The sequence below is a fragment of the Actinoplanes sp. M2I2 genome, from assembly GCF_023544445.1.
In the GTDB taxonomy this organism is placed as follows: domain Bacteria; phylum Actinomycetota; class Actinomycetes; order Mycobacteriales; family Micromonosporaceae; genus Actinoplanes.
This window is the reverse complement of sequence record NZ_JALPVJ010000004.1, coordinates 263,020-284,951: the sequence shown is the minus strand read 5'-3', so window position 1 is coordinate 284,951 and position 21,932 is coordinate 263,020. Positions and strand designations below refer to the sequence as shown.

The window sequence follows — 21,932 nt, the reverse complement described above, 5'->3', positions numbered from 1 at the left end:
CTTTACGGACTCGTGAGCCGGTGCGATTTCGCCGCTGAGCCCGTTGATCGTGTTGCAGCTCGGCGTGTGGATCACGGGGTTGCGAGGGGGTAAGCCGTCCCAGCCGTCCCAGTCGTCCCACAGGCGTATTTGTGCTGGTCAGGGCCGGGACGGCTTTTCAGGGGTGGGACGGCTTAAGCCGTCCCGGTCTGGTCGTGGGACGACTCAAGTCGTACCGGGCGTAAAAGCCGTACCGGGGGTTGGCCTGCGGAAACACCGTCTTGGGACGGCTGGTACGGCTGGGACGGCTCGACGGACTCCCCCGGGTCGGCAGGCGGGCAATAGCGCTCCCACGCGTCGATGAACGCCTCTCGGTGGAAGCCCTTGACCTGCCCAGTCGGCGGCCCGAACCGAATGTTCTGGGAGGTGATCTCGTACTCACGCAGCAGGCCGCTGAGCTTCATCGAGGTCAGCCCGGTCCCGCCGTTGTACTCGGCCCACGGTGACTCGGGAAGCGCCTTGAGCCGATCGAGCAGCACGGTGGACGGCAGAGCTTCCATGTTGCCGAACACGGTGCGGCAGTCGATCAGCACGCGAAGCCGGTCGGAGAACTCGGTGTCGCCCTCGCGGGCCGCGTTCATCGCCTGCGCTGCCCGGCGAGCGCGTTCGGGCCAGTTCCCTCCCGCGAGGTCAGCGACCGCGATCAAGGGTTCCCAGGTGTCGGCGGCACGGTCTTCCAGCGGCATGGCCGGCTCAGCGTTTTCCAGCTCGGTCAGGTTGGGCCGGAGCCAGGCGGTCAGGTCGGCGGCGAGCTGCTTGAGGGCCGGGCCATCACGGCGGGACCGGAACGGGGCAACCTTCTCCGATGCGGTCCGGCGACGCATCTTGACCACGACGGCGCGGTCCTCGATGGTGTCGGGCATCGACCCGATACCCGCCAGGGCCGCCATCGCAAAGGTCGGAATCCGCTCGAGTTCCTTCTTCGTGTGATCCCAGCGGGTCATCGGCCGGCCCCGCTGGTGACCGGCGTTGAGCAGCCCGCGCAGCTCTTCGTTGGACTCGGCCGCCTTGCCACCGAAGATCGTGTCGGCCTCGTCGAGCAAGATGGTGGGCGGGTCGGCGTCGGTGATCGAGCGGCAGATCGCCGCGGTGGACGAGTTGACAGTCATGAACGGCCGGTAGCAGGTGCCGTCCACGACGTCGAGGAACCGGGACTTGCCGCACCGCTTCTCCGGTGCCTTGATCACCAGCCGCGGGGCGTGGGTCCACGCGTCCTGAGCGTGAGTCGCGGCGATCCACAGCACGGCGGCGTCGATCGCCTCGGCCGAGGGAAGGATCACGTACTTGATCAGCACAGCGTGCAGGCGGTCAAGGACCGCGGCGCCCTCGGGTGGCGGGCTGGGGTCGGTCATGCGGCAATCCCTTCGGTAGCAACGGATTCGGCGCGGAATCCGCCGGTGATTGCGGTGGTGATGTTGTAGTGGGACTGCTCGGCGCGTTGCCCGGCGGCGTAGAGCGCGGCGTACGCGTCGGCCGCGGTGATGGCGCCGGCGGCGACCATCCGGGCCACGCCGCGGGCGGCGCCGTAGAGGGTCACCCGGCGCCGGCCTGTCGGTGCCCGCTCGACAGCGCGAATGTGTGAGGCGAGCAGGGCGGCGGGGTTTGAGATGAGCCCGCCGTGTGTCGTCGGGGTCGGGGCCGTGGGGCGGGTCGCGGCCGGCGGCGCCTCGGCAGGCCGGCACGCGGCGATCAGCGGCGGGCTCATCTCAATCACCGGCCGGTCCTGCGCCCACCGGTACGGGCGCCGGGTGCCCGGATGGATCGAGGGCGGCGCGACCACGTACCCGCCGTCAGCCTTGACGTCAATCCCCGGGAACCCGCGATGCTTGAGATCCTTGGCCAGCAGCCCGCCCGGGTGCCGGTAATACAGGTGCCAGCCGTCCGAGCCGGTCAGCACACACCGGGTCGGCGGCATCAACTCAGGTATGAGCCGACCGCCGTTGCGCGGATCGATGTCGATCACCGCAAGATCGCAAATCGTGCCGGTACGGATCGCGAGCAGGCCGTCCGGGACCGCGTCGTGCATTCCGCGGATGCGCTCGGGGTCGGTCGTGGCGGCGTAGAAGCCGTGGCAGGTCAGGTGTCCACACCCGGCCCGGTCGTGGCTGTCGTCGTTGGCAGGGCATGCGGAGCAGTTGGCCACGGGCCTTTTGGTTCGCCCGAGCAAGAAAACGGGGATGTCCTGCTCGGCCAAGGCCAGAGCGGCGTGCAGTGTCGCGGTCGACACTATGCGGTGTCCCCCTTCCTCAGGTACAGGTAGCCCCGCCCGCGGGGCAGCTCGCCGAGCGTCAGCTGGTACTGAGGCACACCGTCGGCGCCGATCTCCCCCGCCGCGCGGAACACAGCTGTCTGGCGCACGTGTAGTTGGCGGACGTGGAGTTGCGCCGATGGTAGAAGCACATGGCCTCTGACCTGGCATTTCACTTCGCAGTGATCGTTCTGTCCGTTCTCCAGCTTGGCGCGGAGGAGCTGGCTCCTCTGCTGTCGGCGGCGCACTCCGCCATCGACCAGCTCGGTGCTCTTCTGGCGCAGATCCCGACCTTCGTGTGGGGCTGGGCGACCGGTGTTTTGATCAACCTTCACAGCAGCTCTATCGAGAAGCGATGGCCCGTAGTGCTGCATCCGATCCAGGCCCTCCGCGCGGCTCGGCGTCGAGATGCGCTGCGGCGTACACCTACGCCGCCTGCGATAAGGCGCAACACACCGCCGGACCACCGATTCCACGGCTGATGACGCCGGTGGCCGGGCCACCCCAGCGCGGGCCGATGATCTCCGAGTCGGCTTCGATTGGCACGCCACGAAACGAGGTGGTCATCGCCGCGTGCAGAGCGCGACGGGCTTCCTCGGTGGCCTCGGCGGGGACCTGCAGGACGATTTCGTCGTGGATGATCGCCCACAGGTGCGGGTGCCAGCCGTCGAGCGCGCACAGCCGGTACAGCGACTCGACGAGCAGGTCCCGAGCCGTGGACTGGATGGCGTAGTTGCTGTTGGCGTACGTGCGTGCGGGGTCGGCCGGGATGCGCCGACGGGCGGCGTTGCGCACCGGGTCCCGCTCGGCCATCGCCTGCCCGAACGCGGTGATCTTCGGGTAGGCGCGGCGGAACCGTTGCACGACGTCGCGGGCTGTCTCGACCGATACCCCGGTCTGTTTGGCCAGGCCCGGGGCGCCCCCACCGTAGATCGTGCCGAACGTGGCCCGCTTACCGAGTGTGCGCTGGGCTTTGGTCCACCCGTCGCCGAACATCAGCCGGGCGGTGTTGTCGTGAATGTCCGTCCCGGCCCGGATGACCTCGATCAGCCGGGGCTCGGCGGCCAGCGCGGCAGCCACGCGAACCTCAACGGCCTTGAAGTCGCAACCGACCAGCACGTGACCGGGTTCGGCGACGAAACAGCCGCGTAGGCGGGGGTCGTCCTTCTTGAACGTCTGCATCGCCGGCCACTTCACGCTCATCCGGCCGGTGTGCGCGGCGAGGGTGCCATAGCTGGGGTGCACTCGGCCGTTGGCATCGGCGAAGCCGGGGAACCGGGCCAGGTTGGTGGCGAAGTTGCCCGTCTCGGCCATCCGCGTGGTCAGCTCGAGCATCCGGCCGACGTCACCGCCCGGGTAGCAGGCGAGCAGGTCGGGCAGGGCGTCCTTGCTCGACAGCGACGGACGTCCGGCGTCGGTGAAGTGCCGGAACTCCACGCCACGGGCGGCGAGCCAGTCGACGCGTTTCGGGCTGGTCGCCTTGCACCCCATCAACGCTTCAAGCTCGGCGCGGGCCGCAGTGTTGGCCTGCTCGAACTCGGCTCGTAGCACGTGGGTGTAGTCGAGGTCGAGGCGGATCCCGCGGATCTGCAACGCGGTGGTCTGCGCGGCTAGCCACAATTCGACCGCGGGCAGATACCCAAGGTCACCGAGCTGCCCGAGCAGCACATCGAGCAGCCGACGGACGTAGATCGCATCGAGGCCGGCATAAACCACGTACGGTTCGGCATCGATCGGCACGTGCGACCAGCCGTAGAGCGTGGGCCGGCCGCCCGCCCGCTGCCCGGCCGGGGCCAGCGCACGGAACAGGGCGTACAAGTCGTCCTCAGCGCGCTTGAGGCCGTCGTCGAGGTGCCGCTCGGTCAGGGACTTGAGCCCGTGATCAGCGGTCACACCGGGCTCGAGCAGGCTCGCCAGCACGTGCGTGTCGATCGCGCGCAGGCCGAGCGGGATCCCGAGCGCGGCCCACACGGCGAGGACGTCGTAGTTGGTATGCGAGACGAACCGGCACCGCGAGTCACCGAGCAGGCCCTCGATCATCCGGCGCTGTGCCGGGTCGGCGGCGCGCAGGACCATCGCCTGATCGGCGGTGGCGACCTGCACGAGCCGTACCCCGAAGTCCGGGCCGAAGAACCGGGGTCCAGCCTCGTCGATCGGTGTGGTCTCCACATCGAGGCCAAACAGGGTCTCCGAGGCGGCGAACTGGGCGAACTCGGCCGGATCCGGGTCGGCTACGACCCGTACCGGTTGCCCGCACACCTGTCGCAGGTAGGTGGTGCTCACGCGACCACCTCGCTGGGAAAGCAGGCCGGGCAGGCCAGCACGAACCCGGCCGGTGCCCGGTACACGTGCCCGGCGCCGCACCGCACACACGCCGGCGGTGCCGCCGGGGCGAGCAGGTCGAGCAGCCAGCCCATCTCGCCGGCGATCGTGGCGTCGACCTGCCTGGGATCGCGCAGCACGGCGACGACCGCGTCCTCCGGCGGGCGTTCCGGCTCGGGCTCGGGCAGCTCGAACAGCGCCAGCACTTCGAGCCCGGTAGTCATGCCGCCCGCCGCCGGGTCTCCGGGTCCGCTTCGATCTCGGCCAGCACCCGGATCGCGTCGCGCAGGTGGGTGCGTACGAGGGTCAGCTCCGGGCGGATCGAGTCGAGATCCTTGAGCACAAAGCCCGCCGTGATGTCGCCGTTGCCCCAACTGTTGACGTGAACCAGGCAGCGCCGGTTGAACACCGTCGCGAAGGCGTCGTGCCAGGGGGCCAGGATCGTGCGGGCGCGGCTGGTGATGGTGCTCAGCCCGCGGGTGATGGTGATGGCGTGGGTGACGTCGAGGATCTCGGGCAGCTTGCGGGGTTCTGTGTCGAGCAGGTACCCGGCCGAGTGCGCCTCGTGGCCGGGCTGCCGGCCGGAACCCTGATCGGGTTGCATGCTCGACGCGTTGACGCAGTGCAGCTCGACACCGCCCGGCCCGTGCGTCAGCTCGAAGCCCTCACAATCGGGGTCGCACGTGCAGTAGCCGGCCAGCAGATACCGGCCGTGGTGCGCGGTCAGGCTACCGGCGTAGCGGACCCGCTCGCGCTCGGCGACCAGGTCACCCAGCGGCCGGATCCCCGTATGCAGCCGTTCACCGAGCCGGGCGGCCGTGCCGGCGGCGTCGTCGAGGTGCACCGACGCGACTGACCAGCGGCGGTTACGCCACCGGCCCGAGATCGACGACGGTGGGAAGACCTTTTCGCTGACGGTGGCGATGGCCGAGGCCAGGCCCTTGACGATCGCCGCGCAGCTTTGCATCACGACCTGCCGGTCTTCGGCCGTCTGCAGCCGTTCCGGGTCGGCGGTGAAGGCGTTGAGCGGTCCGGTCACGAGACGAACATTGATCACTGCCATAGCAGGGGGTGCTCCCATCCGGGACAGGTGAGAGGGGTTGTCGGCGCGAAGCGCCTGGAAGTGAGGGCGGCGTAGCCGCGCATTCTCGGGTTGTCACGCCGCCCATAGCGCTGTGCTGGGCCGGCTGCGTGCCGCCGCGGCGGCTTGCTGGCCAATGTGCTCGGTGTAGGCCGGCGGGATGCATTCGCGGAGCCCGTCACGGCTCATCCACGGCACGCCGAGGTCAGCGCGCACGTAGGGCACGTTCGAGAAGTTCCCGACGGCGTGATACCAGTCGCCGGGCCGGATCGGCCGACCCATCTTGACCGTGGGTGCCGTGTGCGGCGGATGGCCGGGCGCCGTGATCGGGAAGCTAGCCTCGAATAGGCGATGCCGGTAGGTGTGCAGCCCGAACATGGCCCCGCACAACCGGATCGGGTCGATGAGGGGGTCGTCGTCGGGGCCATCTGGAACGACGTTCTCGATCACCCACGGCAGGCCGGTCTGTTGCAGTAGCTCTCGGGCAGGGCCGATCAGGGCGGGGTGTTCGCGGCCCTGGATCTTCTGGCATCGGGTTTTGCGCTGGCACGGCGGCGACGCATGGACCGCGGCGAACGCGCCGATCGCGCCCGTGGTGAGCAGGTCGCCGAGGTACGTCAGGGCGTCAGCCTGCACGAACCGGTACGGGTAGCGCGGTTGCGGTGCGAGGTCAACACCGATGACCTCGAACCCGGCTGCGGCGTAGCCCGCGGCAGCGCCGCCCTGACAGCAGAACAGGTCGAGCAGCAGCGGCCGGGTTGTCAGCGGCCTTTGCAACCAGTCGGGGGTCATGCCGGTGCCGGTGGGGGTCACGGGAGAGTTCCCGTGACGCTGTGGAAGATGCCTTCGAGGTCGTCGTAGCGCAGGCCGTAGCGGCTGCGGGCGCGGCGTTCGCGGTAGGCGGTGATGTAAGCGTCGGCGAGCTCGAGATCGAGGCGCCAGCCCGGGCACACGGTCACGATTCCTGATCGGCGGTACGACCAGGTCACGGTGGCGTGTTCCAGCGGCTCGGGCTGGTGCGGGCCGATTTGGACCTCGATAGCGTCGGTGGGCTGGTCGTATCGCCGAAACCACAGGATCTTGGCGCGCCACTGGTGACGGTCGGCGAGGCCGGTCAGCTCCTTGACGACCGCGTGCTGCCGGACGGTCAGGCGCGGGGCGTCCTGGTACGCGGCGGTCACCGCAGCCACCAAATCGCTGCTCCGAGCGCGCCGGCCACGGCGATCAGGACGGTGGCGACGGCGGTGCGAGGAAGGCTGGCCCGCAGTTCCCACCGGTAGCGGTAGGCCAGCCGAATGCAAACGGTGAGGCCGCCGGCGATGGCGGTCAGGGCGAGGATGCGCGGCATCCACCACGCGGCAGTGCGGACCGCGAACCACATGGCAACACCAAGAGCGACGATGATCAGCAGAACCGGCAGGACCCGGCGGACGAACCAGCCGATGATCTCGAAGGCGAGGAACCAGTGCCAGAGGCGCCGGCCGAATTCGTAGGCCGCGCCGCGGCGGGCGAGGCCGAACCAGGATGACGACATGTGATGTCACCTTCTGTATAAGAGGAGGGGAATTTCACGGATTCCACTTCACGGACTTCACAGAGGCTTGCGCGCGCACGCGCACGCATAGATGCACCTTGCGGGCCTGCGCGTGAAGTCCGTGAAGTCCGTGAAGTGCGTGAAACGCGTGAAGTGCACACCCGGACGTGTGACGTTGCGTGACGGTCGCGGGGGGTGTCAGCCGGTGCCGACGCACCCGCGGCAGCCGCGACCGCCCCGGCGGAACTCGCGCGCGGGCCGCATCTGCCCGCAGTACGGGCAGCGGACGGCCACGACGCGGGTACCGCCCCGGAGGCCGGGCCGCCACTCAGCGGCCCGGCGCAACCGGCCGACGATCCCGGCGACGGCGGTCATGCGGCGTCCGCCAGCACGCCGTCGCCGTCGTCGGGCGGGACGATCTGGTAGACGCCGCGGTCGTTGCTGCGGTGCAGCAGCGGGTTCGGTCCCTGGCAGAATTCGCCGAGGATCTTCGTCAGCGTGGGGGGCTTGAGGCCTTCCTCGCCGACGATGTCGAGCAGCGGCGCGAAGTTCGACGGTCGCACCGAGCGGACACCGTTGCCCCAGGCGGTGAGGATCCCGTCACGGACCATGCCCCGAATCTCAGCGGGGGTGAACTTGCGACCGTCGACCGGTTCGAGGTCGAGGGGGATCCGCCGCCGGTTGGGGACGGTGATCGGCTCGCGCGGGTCCTCGTCGGGCGGGCAGTCCGGGTCGACCGGCGGCGGTGCGCACTCGGCGTCCTTGTCCGCCTCCGGGTCGTCGCCCTCGTCGTCGTCACGTACCGGGGCGACCGCGGCCGGCCGTTGGGGGGCGGTCGCGGTGGCGCCGCCCGGGGCCTCGCCGACGCCGGCGAGGTGGGCGACCAGTTCGGCGATGACCCCGTCGCGGTCCGGCTTGAAGGTGCGGCCGGGCAGTGACCAGTCGTCGGGGTCGGTACCGGGAAGCTCGGCATAGAGGGCGCCGGGCTTGCGGTTCTTCCACGACGGGTCAGCGCCGGCCTCGATCGTCTCCTCCGACAGGACGCGGGCGCCCTCAGCGACGTCCTTGACGCCCATGCAGATCACCCCGCCGACCGAGGTCCGAACACTGGTCGGCATGCGGTCACCGGTGCCCCGCTGGATACCGAGCAGCAGACCGAGGCCGACGGACCGGACCGACTCGGCCAGTTCGACCAAGGTGTCCTCGGCCTCGACGAACTTCGACGCCTCGTCGACGATGACGAACTTGAACTTGGGGCACTTCGCGCAGTCGGCGGTCCACTGGTCGTGGCCGTGACCGCCGATCTGTGCGGCCCGCCGCGCGACCTCCGGAATCAGGCCGTCGAGGTAGCGCTCGCCGTCGTCCGCGTTGGTGATCATCACATGCATCGCGTCGCGGAACTCCTTCGGCAGCTGCAGGCCCTTGCGGCCGTCGATGTAGACCACCTCCGCGTCATGCCGCGAGCGAGCTTCGGCGGCGAGGGTGAGCTGCAGCTCGGTCTTGCCGGAGCCGGATTGGCCGAGCAGGATCATCACGCCCATCGCGTTGCGCCCCTGGCTGGGGTCACCGGGCAGGTAGACCGGGATCGGCGCGCCGGTCTGGTAGACCGCGACGATTAGCGGCTCGGCGATTGAGCCGCCCGGGGCGGACAGGCCGGGCCAGGCCGGCGGGTGTTCGAGCATGTCGACCGGGGAGATCTCGATCCGGCCGGTGCGCGGGGTGTTGCGGTCACGGATCATCCGCACGCCACCGACCGGCACGTCCAGCGCTGAGGCGATGCCGGTGCGCACGTCGGGCTTGGCCAGGGTGTTGAAGTCGGCGCCGGGCACCATCTCGGCCCGAGTGACCAGGCGGCCCTCGATTTCTTTGGGCTTGCTGGTCTTGCCGATGTCCTGCAACTCCTTGACCCGCTCGCCGAGGTCACCGAACAGGTTGGCGCGGGCGTCGTCGCCGCGGCCGTGCAGCAGCTTGGTGACGGCGAGCATGATCGAGGCGGTGAACATGATCAGCAGGTAGGTCATGATCAGGTCGAAGGACCAGCGGGTGAAGGTCAGTACGAACAGCCCGCCGCACGCCGCGATCGACATGAGCAGCGACGCCGCGCGCAGCGGGAGCTGCCGCGGCCGTCCGACGGCGTAGGTGCACCACACGATTGCCGTCGAGCAGGCCAGCACGAGGGCGGCCCGCCAGGCGACCTGCCACACGCTCGGGTCGGCGTAGGCGCCCCACAGCCGCGACAGGATGCCGGCGAGGATGAGGTTGCCGACTGCGGCGACCGGAGGGATCACGTACGGGGCCGGGTTGCCCTTGACCTCGTGGGTGGCTCCGCGCCGCAGGTCCCCGGCCCGCAGCGTGCCGGCGCTCTGGCGGGCCATCAGGCCGCCCGACGGTTGCCGTTGGTGCGCCCCCGGACGGTGAAGTCTGAAGCGCTGGGCTGTTCGTCGTCGAGGGCGACGAGGAACGCCTCGAACCGGTTGCGGGTGACCCGGGCGTAGGCGGCCACGTTGAGGAACTGATCGGCGGCGCGAACCAGGGGGCGGGCGACCTGGCGGCCCCACCACTTGGCGCGCATGCGGGACAGGCCGTTGCGGCGGCCGTAGCGCTCGATCTTCATCCGGATCATCCCGGCCAGCTCGTCGACCTCGTCGTGGGCGGCGATGCCGACGGTGCGGATGCCTTCGAGCAGTTGGAGCAGGTCTTGGTCGTCCTTGATGTCGACGTCGGGCATGAGGCGGCGAGCCATCACGGTCCTTTCACGAGGGAGAACACGGCACGCCGGACAGGCCGCCCGGCGCACCGCGGCCCCGCCCGCGGCACGTCGCCGGGGCGAGGCGGAGCAGAGGCGCGAGACGCGCCGGGGAGATCGAGGGTCAGGGACGTGGTGCCACGGCCTACACCCGGGTGGGGTCAGCCGTGGCGCCAGGGCGGGTCAGTAGCGCTCGACGTAGAGCTGCCCGGCCCTGGTGGTCCGGATGACGATCTGGTTGGTCCACACCTCGGCGCCGCCGGGCAGGATCACTTTGGAGCTGCCGGTCCAGGGCTGGCGGGCTTCGGCGAGGTCGATCGTGTCGTCCTCGGTCAGGGCGTAGATCAGGCCCTCGCGGGCCAGCTCGGCCAGATCCTCGAACCCGATCATGCCGAGCATGAAGGTCAGGCTCAGGCCACCGTGGGAGCGGCCGGGCGCGCGCAGCACCCGATGCGGGTCCTGCCAGATGTAGCTCTCACCGGTATGCGACCGGGTCAGGTACAACTTGCGCCGGTAGGTCTTGATCAGCCCCGGCGTGAGGTCGTTCACCTCATCGCCGCTGAGCTTGACGACGATCAGGCCGCGCTCGGCCAGGTCGCACACGGCCTCGGGGCTGACGTCCTGCTGCTTGAGCACGGTGTCGAGCCGTGCTCGCTGGCCGCACAGGGAGATCAGGGTTCCCATGACCCGCCACTGCTCGGCTGTGATGATCTTCATCAGGGGTGTGCTCTCCGATCCGTCTCGGACGCGATGACCAGGGATGGGGTTGGCTGTGGTGCGGTCACGGTTTGGCGGCGTAGGCGCGGCCGGCGGCGGTCTGCCGGGCGTAGGCAAACGACGGCATGTCCCGCATCTGCCGGATCGGGATCTCCGTGTCGGTGCCGAGCAGGTAGGTGTCGAACAGGTGCCGGTCGGCCAGCTCGCACAACTCCCCGAACCCGACCGGATGAGCCAGGCCGCGCAGCAGCGTGAACAGGGTCAGCTCGGCGTTGTCGCGCAGCGCGCACATCACCAGGTGGGTCGGGTCGTGGCTGGCGTGGTAAACGCCGGCCTGGGTGATCCGCAGCCGGATCGCCTTCTCCGGCAGGCGTCGCACCCCGTCGAGCGGCAGCTCGTTGCCGTCCAGGCGGGCGTGCACGAAACCGCGGTCGACGACGTTGACGACCGATTCGCGAATGGCGTCTTGCTTTTTGCAGACCGTGGCCATGCTCGGGTCGCGGCGCCGCGAGTAGGGGCTGGTCAGCGACGGGTTGTAGAGATGGCCGATCACGCGCCAGCTATCGGCGGCGAGTTGATGGGTCTTGCTCACGAGCGGTTTCTCCGATCAGAAAACGGTTCGGATGGGCTCGGAATTGCGGCCGGTCGCCGCGCCGTCGCAGCGACCGGCCGGCACGGCTAGAACGGCGGCTCGTCGTCGGCCGCGCCGCGGCCCACACCGGCCAGCGCGGCCTCCTTGGGCGTGTTGGCGGGGGCGGACCAGGGGTCCTCGAACGAGCTGGCTTGCGAGGCCGCCGGGGTGCTCGGCGTGCTGCCGGGCTCGGTGGTGCGGGTGAGCTTCATGACCTTGGTGTTGGCGTACCGCAGGCTCGGGCCGATCTCGTCGACCTCCAGCTCGTAGACGGTGCGCTTCTCGCCTTCCTTGGTCTCGTACGAGCGCTGCCGCAGCCGGCCGGTCACGATGACCCGGGTGCCGCGCTTGAGGGACTGGGCGACGTGCTCGGCCGGATCGCGCCAGATGTTGCAGGCCAGGAACAGCGGGTCGCCGTCGCGCCACTCGCCGGATTGCCGGTCGAGGATGCGCGGGGTCGAGGCGATCCGGAAGTTCGCGACCGCGACACCGGAGGGGGTGAATCGCAGTTCGGGGTCGTCGGTTAGGTTCCCGACGACGGTGATGGTGGTTTCGCCGGCCACGACAGTGGCCTCCTTCGCAGTAAGGGGCTTGTCTGCCTCTTGGCAGCCACCGCACGAAACCGTTGCGACACAACGGTTCCGGCGGAGCGCTGTCAGGCTGCGGCCTGCTCGCGGCGGGCGGCGCCCTCGGCAATCGAGCGGCGGTAGCCCTCAGCGCGCGGGTAGCCCGCCCGGGCGTCGGTGTAGGGCCGGGACTCCGAATCGACCGCGGCGAGCAGCCGCGCGGTGGCCGAGTCGACCGGGCGGCGGCGGGTCATGACCGGGTCCGGGGCAGAGGCGCCGGACGCTGCATGTCGGGCCGCAGCGGGTCGCAGCCGCGCGGGCAGGTGGCCGGGCGGGTGGTTTGCGGCAGGCGTGCGGTGTGGCCGCACGCGGTGAACGTGGTGTCCACGAGCGGGCGGGCGGGGGTGGTGTCGGCTGCCATACTGGGCGCCTCCTAACGGTCTCGAACGGGGCTGGTGGGAGACCGGCGGCACGGCATCTGCTTGGCGGTAGGGCCGTGCCGCCGGGCGTATTCAGGCGGCCTTTGAGCCGCTGGCGGGCAAGAAGTCCGGTGCTGCCGCGCGGACGGCGCGGATGGTCCGGTCGGTGGTGCCGGCCAGGGTCGCGATGTGTTTCTGGCTGGCTGTCGGGTTGTCCCGGTACGCGGTCAGGATCTTCAGCACGGTGTCCGGGCTGGTCCGCTCGACGGCCGGGACCGGCCGTCCCTCGAAGCGCAGCTCAACCGGCTTGGCCGCGGCACGCTCGGCGCGCTGGCGCCGGGCCGTGAGGGTCGCCTCGGCCGCGGCGAGTTGCTCGCGCAACTCGGTGGTCTGCTCGGCGGCTGTGTCGAGCTGCCGGGTGAGCCGTTCGACGTCGCGGCCGAGGGTCTCGGCGGAGCGTTCGGCGGCCAGGGCGCGGGCTTCGGCCTGCGTGCGAGCCTGCTGTTCGCGGGTGAGGTGCTGGCCGAGCTGCTCGGCGTCGCGGCCGACCGTCTCGGCGTGACCGCGCAACCGGGCGGCCTTCTCGATCTCGGCCTCGGCGCGCTGCCGCATCGCGGTCAACGCGGCTTCCGCTTCCGCTCGCCGGGATCTCTCGACACGGGCTGTGGTGGCTTCCGCTTCCGCCCGGCGGTCGGCCTCGTTGCGTGTGGCTGCTTCCGCTTGCGCCCGGCGGTCCGCCGTGGCGCGTGCCGTGGCTTCCGCTTCCGCTTGCGCGGTCGCCTCGGCGGCGCGTGCTTCCGCTTCCGCCAGCCCTGCGCGGGCGGCCTCTGCTTCCGCTCGCGCCGTCTGCGTCTCGATGTGCGCTCGCGACGGCAGCGCGAGTTGCGGGGCCGGGGTGCCGGTGTGCGACAGCCGGATCAGCGCGGACAGCGCCGCCCCGGCGTCGCCCTTGCGGGCCGCTTTCCGGGCCGCTCGGCGGGCCTGCTTGGCGACCTCGCCGGCCAGCGCCCGGCGCCGTTCGGCGGCAGCCTCGATTTCGGCACGGCGGCGCCGCTCGGCGGCGGCCCGCTCGACGCGGGTGATCAACGCCGCGGCCCCCGGCGAGAGGCGGCCGCGGACGTCGAGCTTCCACGCGGCGAACGTCTCGCCCGGGAAGGCTAGCCAGCGGCGCAACCCGAACTGCTCGCCCGGCTCGGCGATCATTCCCGCAGCCCGCAAAGCCTTGCGGTGCTTGGCGCCCGAGCGGATCTCGAAAACGATGATCCCGATCGCCGACAGCGCCGACAGCCCGAGAGCCTTGACCATGTCGGGTTGGTGCCCGACGTAGTTGATCGTGACCGCGGCGGCGGTCATCACCGCGACGAGCATCCGGGCCGCAAGGGCGCGTTCGCCGGCGAGGCGCTGTTGCTGGGCGGTCAGGGCCATGGCCAGGCCGGTGCCCTCGATCGCGATCGAGGCGACGACCGCGGCGGGCATCCACACGTCGTGCAGCCGGGCGGCGTCGATCTGCCCGTAGACGGCGCCGGCGACCGCGAGGCCGTAGATGGCCGCCGAGTACACGCCGGCGGCGTTGCTGCGCACGTAGCCGGTCGCACTCGCCCACCGGGCAGCGTACTGAGCATGAGTGGCCAGCCGCCGTTCGCGCTTGCGTGCACGCTCGGCCTCGCGCTGCTCCGCACGTAGCTCGGCACGACCGGCCTTGAGGCGGTCACGTTCGGCTGTCAGGCGGATCCGCCCTTCGGCCTCCCGCAACCGCCGCTCAGCGGCAGCGTCCCGATCGGCGCGACGCTGGGCTGCCTGCACTTGGGCGAGCTGACCGTCAGCCAGGGTGCGAGCCACGCGCCGGTTGGACCCGGCCAATCCCATCAAGTCGTTCGGGTCGGTCGTCAGGCTCATCAGAGCACCGCCGCCGCGATGATCGGCCTGACCTGCCGGTTGAACTCGGCGATCAGGGCCGTGACGCACGCCATCGCGTGCCGGTACCTGCGGTCACCGGCCGGCGGCACCGCGGAAATCTTCGGCACCGCGTCGTCGGGGAACTGCCAGAGCACCTGGACCTCGGTGGTCAGATACGCGGCCTGCTCCAAATCCCGGCCGCCGACACCTTCGTACCGGTCGTTCCACGAGTCGAGACGCACGTCGCGGTACCAGCCACCGGCCGGGGTTCGCAGCTCGGCGAGCTGACGGGGACAGGGTGCGACCAGCCGGACCGAGCCGAGCATCCGGCTGTTCCAGTCGCTGCGCAGCGCCGACGCCTCCACAATTTGCGGGTGATGGCGGACCAGCCCTGGTGCCATGATCGGGCCGTTGGCAATCCGCCACGCAGCCGCGGCGAACTCGACGGACGGGTCATTCGCCCAGATCTCGTCGAACGCACCGGCCGCATCGCGCAGGTAATGTTCGTACCGCGAGCGGCCATCGCTGGCGTAGTCGCGGTCATAGTCGTGATCAATCCAGAACGGGTCAGTGGTCATGCGGCGACCTCCGAGGGTGCGCAAGTGAGGCACTCGCCGAGCGAGCGCGGGATGACGTAGGGCCGCACACGGCGGCAAGTCGGGCAGGTCCGCCGGGCGCGCATCGCCTTGGCGAGCGCCGCCAGAACGGCGGGAGTCGCGGTCCGCTTCGGCCGCGCCAGGTCAGTTCGGTAGAGGTACGCGGCACGCTCGCCACCCACACCGCGCCACAGAACTTGCGCGGCGATCGGCTGACCGCCGGGACACAAGCCGCGAGCGCGTAACTGGCGGCGGGTGGCGTAGCCCTCGGGCGCGCCGCGCCACCAGAACGTGGGCAGGCCGTACTGCTCGCCCTCAGGGTCCCAGTACGCGGCGCGGATCCGAGACATCAGGCCGCCGGCCGCAGCCTGTGAATCGGTCGCACCGGGCGGGCCGCGGTGCGGGTGAGCGTGGACTCGCTGCGGCGCTTGCGGCGCCAGTCCAGCTCGGTCGGGCCGCCGTGGTCGGCCAGGTAGAGGGTTCGGATCTCGGCATCCAGCTCGGCGAGGTCGGCCTCGATTTGGGGCCACTCGGCCTCGATCGCAGCCAGATCACTCAGTGAGGGCTCACCAAGGTCGAAGTCGTCGAACGACATCGGTCTGGTCCTTCCTGTCATGCCGCGCGGCGCGCCGATCGGCAAGACGCGCGCTGCGTCTTCGGCCGACACGCCTTGCAGTGCGTCTGGTTGGGTGACAGCGGAGCTGGGACGTCACAGCGACCGCACGGCCGCCAGACGGCGCTCTGAGCAGCAGAAACCGTGATGAGCGATGAGAGGGAGGCCATTGGTACCCCATTCGATCGATCGGTTGAGTGGGGAATTGGATGTAGAAATCCCCCGTCACCGGGCCAGCCCGTGAGGACCGGCCCGGCGGAAGGGATCGGTACGCGGCCGTCGTACGGCACGACAGCACGAGGCCACGTACAGGAAAGATCGGCGCGATATTCGTCCTTCACCGGCGCCCGCTCGCCCTGGGATCACCAGGGGTCGACCACGCGAGGTGGCTCAATGCAGCGACGCGGGTTCCACCCCGCGCCAGCCCCTTCACGACAAGGTCTACACACTCGCCGCCAAGAGACGCTCAACCGGAGGACAACGCCTCAACGCCTATTGCTGGCACCGCCTGGTCTGTTCCCCGCTTCCCAGCGGGAGGTAAGGCACCTGACCGGTTCGAACCTTCGCGGTTCGGTCTACACCGCCTCTGTGGAGTTATACGGCTGACAGTACTAACTAAGTTAGTACTCCGCAACCCTCTCCGCTACTCCCTTTCGGGTTCTGAGCTTCAAGTGGTGGGCCGTTGCACCTAGCTTGTCGGGCCGATAGCCGCCCTGATCAGAGGACGACAGAGGACTTGGGGGGACTCGTCCCCCGTGCGGCGGGGTGCCATCATTGCGGCGAGACGCATCGTGACTCGACGATGACCGGGAGCCGTCGATGATGGACGCAACCGACCTGCCGCGCCTCTGTGAGCAGCGCGGATGGAAGCATCGCGCTCGCCTCATGCTCGAACTGCGCGCCGCGGCTCGTCGAACCAACCACGGCACCTTGCCCGAAGACGACAGCCTGAAGCGCATGATCCGGGAGTGGATCCACGGCCGGCGTGGTCTGTCGATCGAGTACGCAGATCTCTTCGCAGAGGTATTCGGCATGCCGTTCGCGGTTGGCAAGCCGAACGCCGCTTTGCCCGTAGCAGTGATCGACGGTGCGGATCTCTCGGCAAGATTGAGCGCTGCGGAAGCCCTGGACGGCTCGCTTGTTGCTCTGCTTGAGACCCAGACAGACTCCTTCCGCGCCCTCGATCGGCAGCTCGGAGCATCGCGCATCTTGCAGCAGACCGAGGCGCATGTTCATCAAATGACAGACCTCTGGCGCTACGCGCTACCCGGCCCGCATCGCTCAGCGCTGGCCGCGGCGGTGGCGGAGGCTTCCGCGTTGGCAGGGTGGCAGGCGCTCGACTTGGGCGATCCGCATAAGGCGTGGTCGCTGCACGAGACTGCGAAGTCAGCGGCTCGGGAGAGTCAAGATTCCGCCATCATCGCTCACGTCACTGCCCAACAGGCATACGCGCTACTTGACCTTGATCGACCGCAGAACGCTGTGGCCTTGATTCAGCACGCGCGCACCGAGGCTGACGGGCGGATTCCGGCGATGCTTCGATCCTGGCTGTGGGCCGCCGAGGCAGAAGCGTTGGCCGCCAGCGGAGCGGCCGGCCCGGCACAGGAGGCGCTTGACCAAGCGAGCAGGGCGTTGCCAGATCAACACACCGGCGAGAGCCTGCCGTTTCTGTTCTTGAACGACGTGCACCTTGCTCGCTGGCGAGGACATTGCCTTGCCAGACTAGGGAAGGCCGAGGCGGTGCAGGAGCTGACCGACGCCGTGAATCGGCTCGATCCGACGTTCACACGCGCCGCGGCCGGGCACCGCTGCGATCTCGCTCTGGCCTACTCGGTACGCGGCCAGCACGAGGAAGCACGGGCCGAGGCGCGTACGGCTGAGGCACTGGCCACGCGCGCCGCGTCCGTCCGTCAACGCCAGCGCATCGCCAAACTGCTCACTAGCGGCGCCCGGCAGCTGGACCACTGATCGCGAGAACATGCAGCAACGCAACCAGCGTGCCTGAGTTGCTGACCAGACCCTGCTCGATGAGGCTCGGTACCTGCGCGAGCGGCACCCACTCCATCCGCTGCATCTCGGTCTTCTCGGTCGGCTCACCTACTCGCTCGGCGCCCCGGGCGATGAAGACGTGGTGAGGCGTGTTCACCATGCCGATCATCGGCTCGAAAGTCAGTAGATGCTCGACGCTGCGAGGGCGGTAGCCCGTCTCTTCCTCGATCTCTCGCGCAGCCGTTACGGCTGGCTCTTCGCCCTCGTCCACGAGCCCGCCGGGCAGTTCCCAATTCCACAGATCCGGTACGAATCGGTGCCGCCACATCAGCAGCACATGGGTGAGATCGTCGTTCAACATGGCAGTCATCGCGGCCGAGGGCATCCAGACGGTGTGATGCTCGAATCGCTGCCCGTCGGGCAGCTCGACGTCGGTCATATAGAGCTTGATCCACTCGCTTTCGTAGATCGGCCTGCTTCCGTGCACCAGCCAGCGACTTTCATCGTCCGGCACCGGTGTCTCGATCTCGGCGAGATCGCTAGGCGAAGGCTTGCCGCTACCGCGCGGCCGACCGCCCACGCCCGCCCGTGTCCGAGAGTCTTGCCAGGTCGTGATCCGGGCGGGCCGCCATAGGTGCGTGCGGCTGCCAAGTGTCTGGTCAGGTGCGGGCATCTGGCCACGCTTCCGGTAGGTGCTGACGGCGGCCGGCTCGATGCCGAGGTACGCCGCGACGTCCTTCGTGGTCCACCACTCGGCTTGCGGGTCTGGCTGCGCAGTCGTCGTCACCAAGTCATTCTCTCCGATCGAGCGCGGCGCTCAACCGCACCCGCGGGCCGCTCGTACCCCGCGCCGCGTCTTAGTGGGTCAACCACCAGCTTCCGCGACGTCCCAACTCCGTCCGTGCTGGTGGGCGCATGTGATCCAGCGCTAACCCGGCAGGCGGTGCGCGACGGCAAACTACGCACTCCTATCAGGGAAAAATCCGTAACGCCCGGCGTCTGACCGCTTCGTGAAGTGGAGCAGGTGGGCATCGTCCGACAGGTTGGACGGGGGATCCGTATTTTCCACAATAATCGACTGACCGTCGAATTGGATATCCAGATATCGATAGAAGGCATCTGCCACGCTAGCGAACTCGGCTTCGGAAGGAGCTTCGCCGACTTCTGGGTCTGGCTGTCGGTAAGTCGTAAGTGGCGAATCCAGGACGACAAAGCCGGGGTGTGCGAGCGCCCGGTCGAAGCAATACTGAGCAAGTCCTACGGTAAAGCTTGCATGAAGAATAGCGCGCATCCCCTTCCCCCGGGAGCTTCGCGGCTGATCATCGACCAACAGATCGTTGTAGGTCTTGCTATACCGAACCGCGCCGGAGACGGGAACCGACCATCGATCAAGTATTGTTTTAATAGACGAGCTGAACTCTGCCAATACCCTGTCACTTACTCCGGGCGGACGCGGTGGATCGTCCTGCTCGACTGGCATTACGGTTGCTTGCAAGGCTTCGAGCCGCTCGATCTGGGCGTACGTTGCAAGCTTGGCCTCCACGTCCGTACGTACGCCCAAGAACTCCTGTATGGCCACACGCTGAGGCTGAAGCTCGTCGTCCAATTCCGCCGTCTGGCGACGAAGGCGATTGATTTCGACCACGAAGCTGTCAATATCGGTACGGAGCCGCTGCTCCTGGATTTGCAGGTCCGAGATCGTACTGACAAGGTCTTCTCGCAGGAGCGTGGTCTTCTGGATCTCGGCTAGGACAGATTCCCCGAAAGCTGTAACTTCCTCAGCGCTGTGATTTTCGGCTGCTTGATGCTCTACTGGCGCGCCACAAAAGACACATACGCCGGGGCGAAAGAAGCCCAGGAGGCTTCCGGCCTCCCGTACCATCTCAAGCCGCTGCAAGTCAGAATCATACTTCGCTCTTAAAACCGAGAATCGGGCCAGCAACTCCCCTACTTCCTCCAGGCGTGCCTGGTAGCTGCTTGACCTTCCTACAACTGCAGAATATTGAGAAGCAACGGCCGTGCGACGCTCCAAGATTGAATCGATCGCGGTGGTGTTTTCCTCGATGGAGGCGTTTAAGCGCATTAACTGCTCAGTGAGTTCTACAGGGCCAGCCGCTAGACGCAGCGTTTCCTTAAGGTCGTTTATAACGACCTCCAAAACCTCAGCCTTACCTCGTGCGATCTTTCTTCTTTCGTATGTGCCGGACTCCTGCGCTATGTCGCTATCATCCTCGCCTTGCAGAAGCAGCTTGAGAATTGACAACTCCGCGGTGCTCGTCGTGTACTGACCCGAGAGCGCCGGCGGAGTCGTCGACTGCATCTTCGTCTCGTCAACTATGGACAAGAAACACAAGTTGCGGAAACTCAACGGCACGGTTTCGTTCCGCTGATTCTTCCGGACCTGTCGGCCATCGAGGCCAATGTGGCGTAACAGAAAACCCGACAAGCTCTCTTTCTTAGCCGTTCCAGCCCCGTGCGCTGCCGCAAGATTAAAATCGGGCCTGGAGTCCGGCACTGCAGCAAAGTCGCCGTAGCGGGCATAGAACTGACCACCCGTTATTGACCGCTCCAGCGTTAGAGCCGTTTGATCCGGCAACACGAGGCTAAGCAAAATGGTTTGATAATCCTCCGCCTGAGGAATCGCCTTAAGCGATTTTCTGCCGAGCATAAAGTCGATCGCTTCGACGATGTAAGACTTACCTGTATCTGAGGCGCCGTAGATCACGTTGAGGTTGGGCCCGAAATTGATGCTCGCCGCGGGCACGTCCTTACCTACGAAGGTGAGCCGAGTCAACTTGATGTTACTCATCACCTGCCTCCTCAAAGGAGCCTCGTTCGATATCCACGAACTCAGTCCAACGGCCGAGGGCAGTCATTCTCGATCTCAATTCCACGGGATCGATACCCCCAAAGGTCTGGACGACCCAGTCGGCACGGCCCTTCAGTTCATCAACGTAGCTTGACTCAAGCAAATCGACGAAACCTGAGGCGTTTTCTGTAGCTGCATAACGTATGCCGTTGCTCTCCACTTCCAGTGCCACAAGCCTGGCGCGCATCATTACCTGCAGCCCTAGTTCCAGGAGGTCCCGCTTGACGGTTATCTCGGTTTGGTGGTTAGGGACATCTGGATGCAGGCTCTCTGGGCCTCCGAAGTCATTAGAATGAAGCAGACTATAGTCGAGGAAGGCTAGAGTGGCTATGTCGTAGGATCTCGGGAAGGCACTAATAAGTAGCGCTAAGGCGCGAAGGCCTATCTCCAGCGGGCCATTGAGCGGCTGACCATTCACTGCGGGTCACACCAGACAAGTCGATCGATATTCGCAAGCTGGTGACAAATTCCGCGCTTATCCCTTGGGTTGTAAGCGTGAATTAGAGCGTTCGAAGTAAGCGCGAGTAACGCCGCAGCTTCTAAGACCTTCATGAGACGCTCCATGCCATTTGAGTGCGCTTGCTCAGCAGTTTCGATTACCCCGTCATAAACTTCCTCTTGGAGTTCTTCGAATGTTCCTGGCATGACGCTGTCGCGAGCGAAGATTCTTAGGGCTTCAGCGCTGTAGAACGCTTCCCTCTGACGGCTAAAGTGCTTAGCGGCTTGGGGGTGAGCCTTTACGTCTGCGATGCCCTTGGCGTCAAGCACATAATGCTCCACGTACACGTCAAGTAGGTGCTCAATATAGCGAGTCTCATCGTCTCGAATGGCGTCAGGAGGGATCGGCACTGCCGGCCGAGGCGGAAGCGGGCCACCGAAACGGTGAGCATAGTAGGGGGTGCGTCGATGCACTTCCAATACTTCGTGCATTTCCATTGACTGGAAAGTGCTATAGTCGATCACCTCGGCCTCTGCGCGAATCTTTTCTACCAAGTCGGGCGCTAGACCTACTCCAAGCGGCTTTTCTCCGTCGAACTTCTCCAGAAACTTCGTACGAAGCTCAGTCGGCTTGCTCAGCATACGCTTGAGCGATTGTCCGCATCCTTGTGGAGCGAGGAAATAGTATCGGCGAGGGAATGTGTAGTGACCTTCAACGACTGACCGAATCAGCTTGAACATTTCCGGATAGGCGTCGCTAGGTCGCAGTGATTCTTCGTAGTGCTTACACTGCATACAGTCCCAGGCGCCTTCGAAGCCATCGTCGCTTAGGAAGGCGGCCACATCAGCACCTCGGTCATTAGAGCCGCCGATTCGCTTAATCTGGGTGTAGTTTTCTTGGAGTCCAGTCGCCCACTCTAGAATGAACTCTTCCCATTCGTCGGGAGAGTAGAAGTGGATACGCTGCTTCGGCGTAGGAGCGGGACCACCGGCCAAGTTTGAAACCGTAGTTACATTGTGTTCCGGCGGAGATGGGAGCTCTGACAAGCGGCTCGCAGCGGAGCCGAGGCCGTTCTCAGGCACACAAATCCCCTATCCACCGTGACGCTGCGCACACTGGGTGCCAACAGTATGCCACCTACGGTAGGGACAGCGGCAGATGAACTAGAGGCGATGCCGCGAGCTTCTCGCATTTTGTGTAGGTCCCTGCGTAACCTCCGACAAGTAG

26 protein-coding genes are annotated in these 21,932 nt (G+C 67.3%); 2 read left to right on the top strand and 24 right to left on the bottom strand.

Annotated features, from left to right (window positions below):
• Positions 1-173: 173 nt before the first annotated feature.
• On the bottom strand, positions 174-1,391 hold the full coding sequence (locus HJC40_RS09240) for a DUF3631 domain-containing protein (protein WP_250000302.1): 1,218 nt from the start codon (positions 1,389-1,391) through the stop codon (positions 174-176).
• On the bottom strand, positions 1,388-2,233 hold the full coding sequence (locus tag HJC40_RS09235; protein ID WP_250000300.1) for a bifunctional DNA primase/polymerase: 846 nt from the start codon (positions 2,231-2,233) through the stop codon (positions 1,388-1,390). Before HJC40_RS09235 ends, HJC40_RS09240 begins: the two co-directional genes overlap by 4 nt.
• A 206-nt stretch (positions 2,234-2,439) precedes the next feature.
• Here HJC40_RS09235 and HJC40_RS09230 point away from each other — a divergent pair, with 206 nt between their 5' ends.
• Positions 2,440-2,769, top strand: a complete 330-nt coding sequence (locus HJC40_RS09230; protein WP_250000297.1) for a hypothetical protein — start codon at positions 2,440-2,442, stop codon at positions 2,767-2,769.
• On the opposite strand, the gene HJC40_RS46095 is transcribed toward HJC40_RS09230, so the two are convergent.
• From HJC40_RS46095 to HJC40_RS09140, 18 genes are all read right to left on the bottom strand, one after another.
• Positions 2,714-4,570: a DNA polymerase gene (locus HJC40_RS46095; RefSeq protein ID WP_250000295.1), complete on the bottom strand. Its 1,857-nt coding sequence runs from the start codon at positions 4,568-4,570 to the stop codon at positions 2,714-2,716. The two genes, HJC40_RS09230 and HJC40_RS46095, sit on opposite strands and share 56 nt — an antisense overlap.
• Entirely contained in the window at positions 4,567-4,833 is a 267-nt protein-coding gene (locus HJC40_RS09220) for a hypothetical protein (RefSeq protein WP_250000293.1), read from the bottom strand. The genes HJC40_RS46095 and HJC40_RS09220 overlap by 4 nt, the downstream gene beginning before the upstream one ends.
• Positions 4,830-5,648 carry a hypothetical protein gene (locus HJC40_RS09215; protein ID WP_250000291.1) on the bottom strand — a complete coding sequence of 273 codons (819 nt, stop codon included), beginning with the start codon at positions 5,646-5,648 and terminating at the stop codon, positions 4,830-4,832. The genes HJC40_RS09220 and HJC40_RS09215 overlap by 4 nt, the downstream gene beginning before the upstream one ends.
• A gap of 117 nt (positions 5,649-5,765) precedes the next feature.
• Positions 5,766-6,503 carry a hypothetical protein gene (locus HJC40_RS09210; RefSeq protein ID WP_250000289.1) on the bottom strand — a complete coding sequence of 246 codons (738 nt, stop codon included), beginning with the start codon at positions 6,501-6,503 and terminating at the stop codon, positions 5,766-5,768.
• Complete coding sequence (locus tag HJC40_RS09205; protein ID WP_250000287.1) at positions 6,500-6,880, bottom strand: hypothetical protein; 381 nt, start codon at positions 6,878-6,880, stop codon at positions 6,500-6,502. Before HJC40_RS09205 ends, HJC40_RS09210 begins: the two co-directional genes overlap by 4 nt.
• The gene (locus HJC40_RS09200; protein ID WP_250000285.1) at positions 6,868-7,224 is read right to left on the bottom strand and encodes a hypothetical protein; all 357 of its coding nucleotides are present in this window, start codon (positions 7,222-7,224) and stop codon (positions 6,868-6,870) included. The genes HJC40_RS09205 and HJC40_RS09200 overlap by 13 nt, the downstream gene beginning before the upstream one ends.
• Before the next feature lie 198 nt (positions 7,225-7,422).
• Positions 7,423-7,599 (bottom strand): hypothetical protein, encoded by a 177-nt coding sequence (locus tag HJC40_RS09195; RefSeq protein WP_250000283.1) that lies wholly within the window; start codon positions 7,597-7,599, stop codon positions 7,423-7,425.
• Positions 7,596-9,599 carry a hypothetical protein gene (locus HJC40_RS09190; RefSeq protein ID WP_250000281.1) on the bottom strand — a complete coding sequence of 668 codons (2,004 nt, stop codon included), beginning with the start codon at positions 9,597-9,599 and terminating at the stop codon, positions 7,596-7,598. The genes HJC40_RS09195 and HJC40_RS09190 overlap by 4 nt, the downstream gene beginning before the upstream one ends.
• Positions 9,599-9,967 (bottom strand): hypothetical protein, encoded by a 369-nt coding sequence (locus HJC40_RS09185; protein WP_250000279.1) that lies wholly within the window; start codon positions 9,965-9,967, stop codon positions 9,599-9,601. The genes HJC40_RS09190 and HJC40_RS09185 overlap by 1 nt, the downstream gene beginning before the upstream one ends.
• Before the next feature lie 186 nt (positions 9,968-10,153).
• Positions 10,154-10,687, bottom strand: a complete 534-nt coding sequence (locus tag HJC40_RS09180; RefSeq protein WP_250000277.1) for a hypothetical protein — start codon at positions 10,685-10,687, stop codon at positions 10,154-10,156.
• A 64-nt stretch (positions 10,688-10,751) separates the two neighbouring features.
• A complete protein-coding gene (locus tag HJC40_RS09175; RefSeq protein WP_250000275.1) occupies positions 10,752-11,279 on the bottom strand; it encodes a hypothetical protein in 528 nt (175 codons plus the stop codon).
• Positions 11,280-11,365: 86 nt separating this feature from the next.
• The gene (locus HJC40_RS09170; RefSeq protein WP_250000273.1) at positions 11,366-11,881 is read right to left on the bottom strand and encodes a single-stranded DNA-binding protein; all 516 of its coding nucleotides are present in this window, start codon (positions 11,879-11,881) and stop codon (positions 11,366-11,368) included.
• Between the two features lie 92 nt (positions 11,882-11,973).
• Complete coding sequence (locus HJC40_RS09165) at positions 11,974-12,138, bottom strand: hypothetical protein (protein WP_250000271.1); 165 nt, start codon at positions 12,136-12,138, stop codon at positions 11,974-11,976.
• Positions 12,135-12,305: a hypothetical protein gene (locus HJC40_RS09160; RefSeq protein WP_250000269.1), complete on the bottom strand. Its 171-nt coding sequence runs from the start codon at positions 12,303-12,305 to the stop codon at positions 12,135-12,137. Before HJC40_RS09160 ends, HJC40_RS09165 begins: the two co-directional genes overlap by 4 nt.
• A gap of 91 nt (positions 12,306-12,396) precedes the next feature.
• Complete coding sequence (locus HJC40_RS09155; RefSeq protein WP_250000266.1) at positions 12,397-14,199, bottom strand: DUF2637 domain-containing protein; 1,803 nt, start codon at positions 14,197-14,199, stop codon at positions 12,397-12,399.
• Positions 14,199-14,777: a hypothetical protein gene (locus tag HJC40_RS09150; protein ID WP_250000264.1), complete on the bottom strand. Its 579-nt coding sequence runs from the start codon at positions 14,775-14,777 to the stop codon at positions 14,199-14,201. Before HJC40_RS09150 ends, HJC40_RS09155 begins: the two co-directional genes overlap by 1 nt.
• Positions 14,774-15,145, bottom strand: coding sequence for an RRQRL motif-containing zinc-binding protein (locus HJC40_RS09145; protein WP_250000262.1), 372 nt, complete (start codon positions 15,143-15,145; stop codon positions 14,774-14,776). The genes HJC40_RS09150 and HJC40_RS09145 overlap by 4 nt, the downstream gene beginning before the upstream one ends.
• A complete protein-coding gene (locus HJC40_RS09140) occupies positions 15,145-15,462 on the bottom strand; it encodes a DUF6284 family protein (protein ID WP_250000260.1) in 318 nt (105 codons plus the stop codon). The genes HJC40_RS09145 and HJC40_RS09140 overlap by 1 nt, the downstream gene beginning before the upstream one ends.
• A 765-nt stretch (positions 15,463-16,227) precedes the next feature.
• Between HJC40_RS09140 and HJC40_RS09135 the strand changes: the two genes are divergently transcribed.
• Positions 16,228-17,376 (top strand): XRE family transcriptional regulator, encoded by a 1,149-nt coding sequence (locus HJC40_RS09135; protein WP_250000258.1) that lies wholly within the window; start codon positions 16,228-16,230, stop codon positions 17,374-17,376.
• On the opposite strand, the gene HJC40_RS46090 is transcribed toward HJC40_RS09135, so the two are convergent.
• The 4 genes from HJC40_RS46090 to HJC40_RS09115 form a co-directional block, all read right to left on the bottom strand.
• Complete coding sequence (locus tag HJC40_RS46090) at positions 17,348-18,184, bottom strand: NUDIX domain-containing protein (protein ID WP_250000255.1); 837 nt, start codon at positions 18,182-18,184, stop codon at positions 17,348-17,350. The genes HJC40_RS09135 and HJC40_RS46090 overlap by 29 nt on opposite strands.
• Before the next feature lie 171 nt (positions 18,185-18,355).
• Complete coding sequence (locus HJC40_RS09125) at positions 18,356-20,206, bottom strand: AAA family ATPase (protein ID WP_250000253.1); 1,851 nt, start codon at positions 20,204-20,206, stop codon at positions 18,356-18,358.
• Positions 20,199-20,684 (bottom strand): ABC-three component system middle component 2, encoded by a 486-nt coding sequence (locus HJC40_RS09120; RefSeq protein WP_250000251.1) that lies wholly within the window; start codon positions 20,682-20,684, stop codon positions 20,199-20,201. Before HJC40_RS09120 ends, HJC40_RS09125 begins: the two co-directional genes overlap by 8 nt.
• On the bottom strand, positions 20,681-21,787 hold the full coding sequence (locus HJC40_RS09115) for an ABC-three component system protein (RefSeq protein ID WP_250000249.1): 1,107 nt from the start codon (positions 21,785-21,787) through the stop codon (positions 20,681-20,683). Before HJC40_RS09115 ends, HJC40_RS09120 begins: the two co-directional genes overlap by 4 nt.
• Positions 21,788-21,932 lie beyond the last annotated feature (145 nt).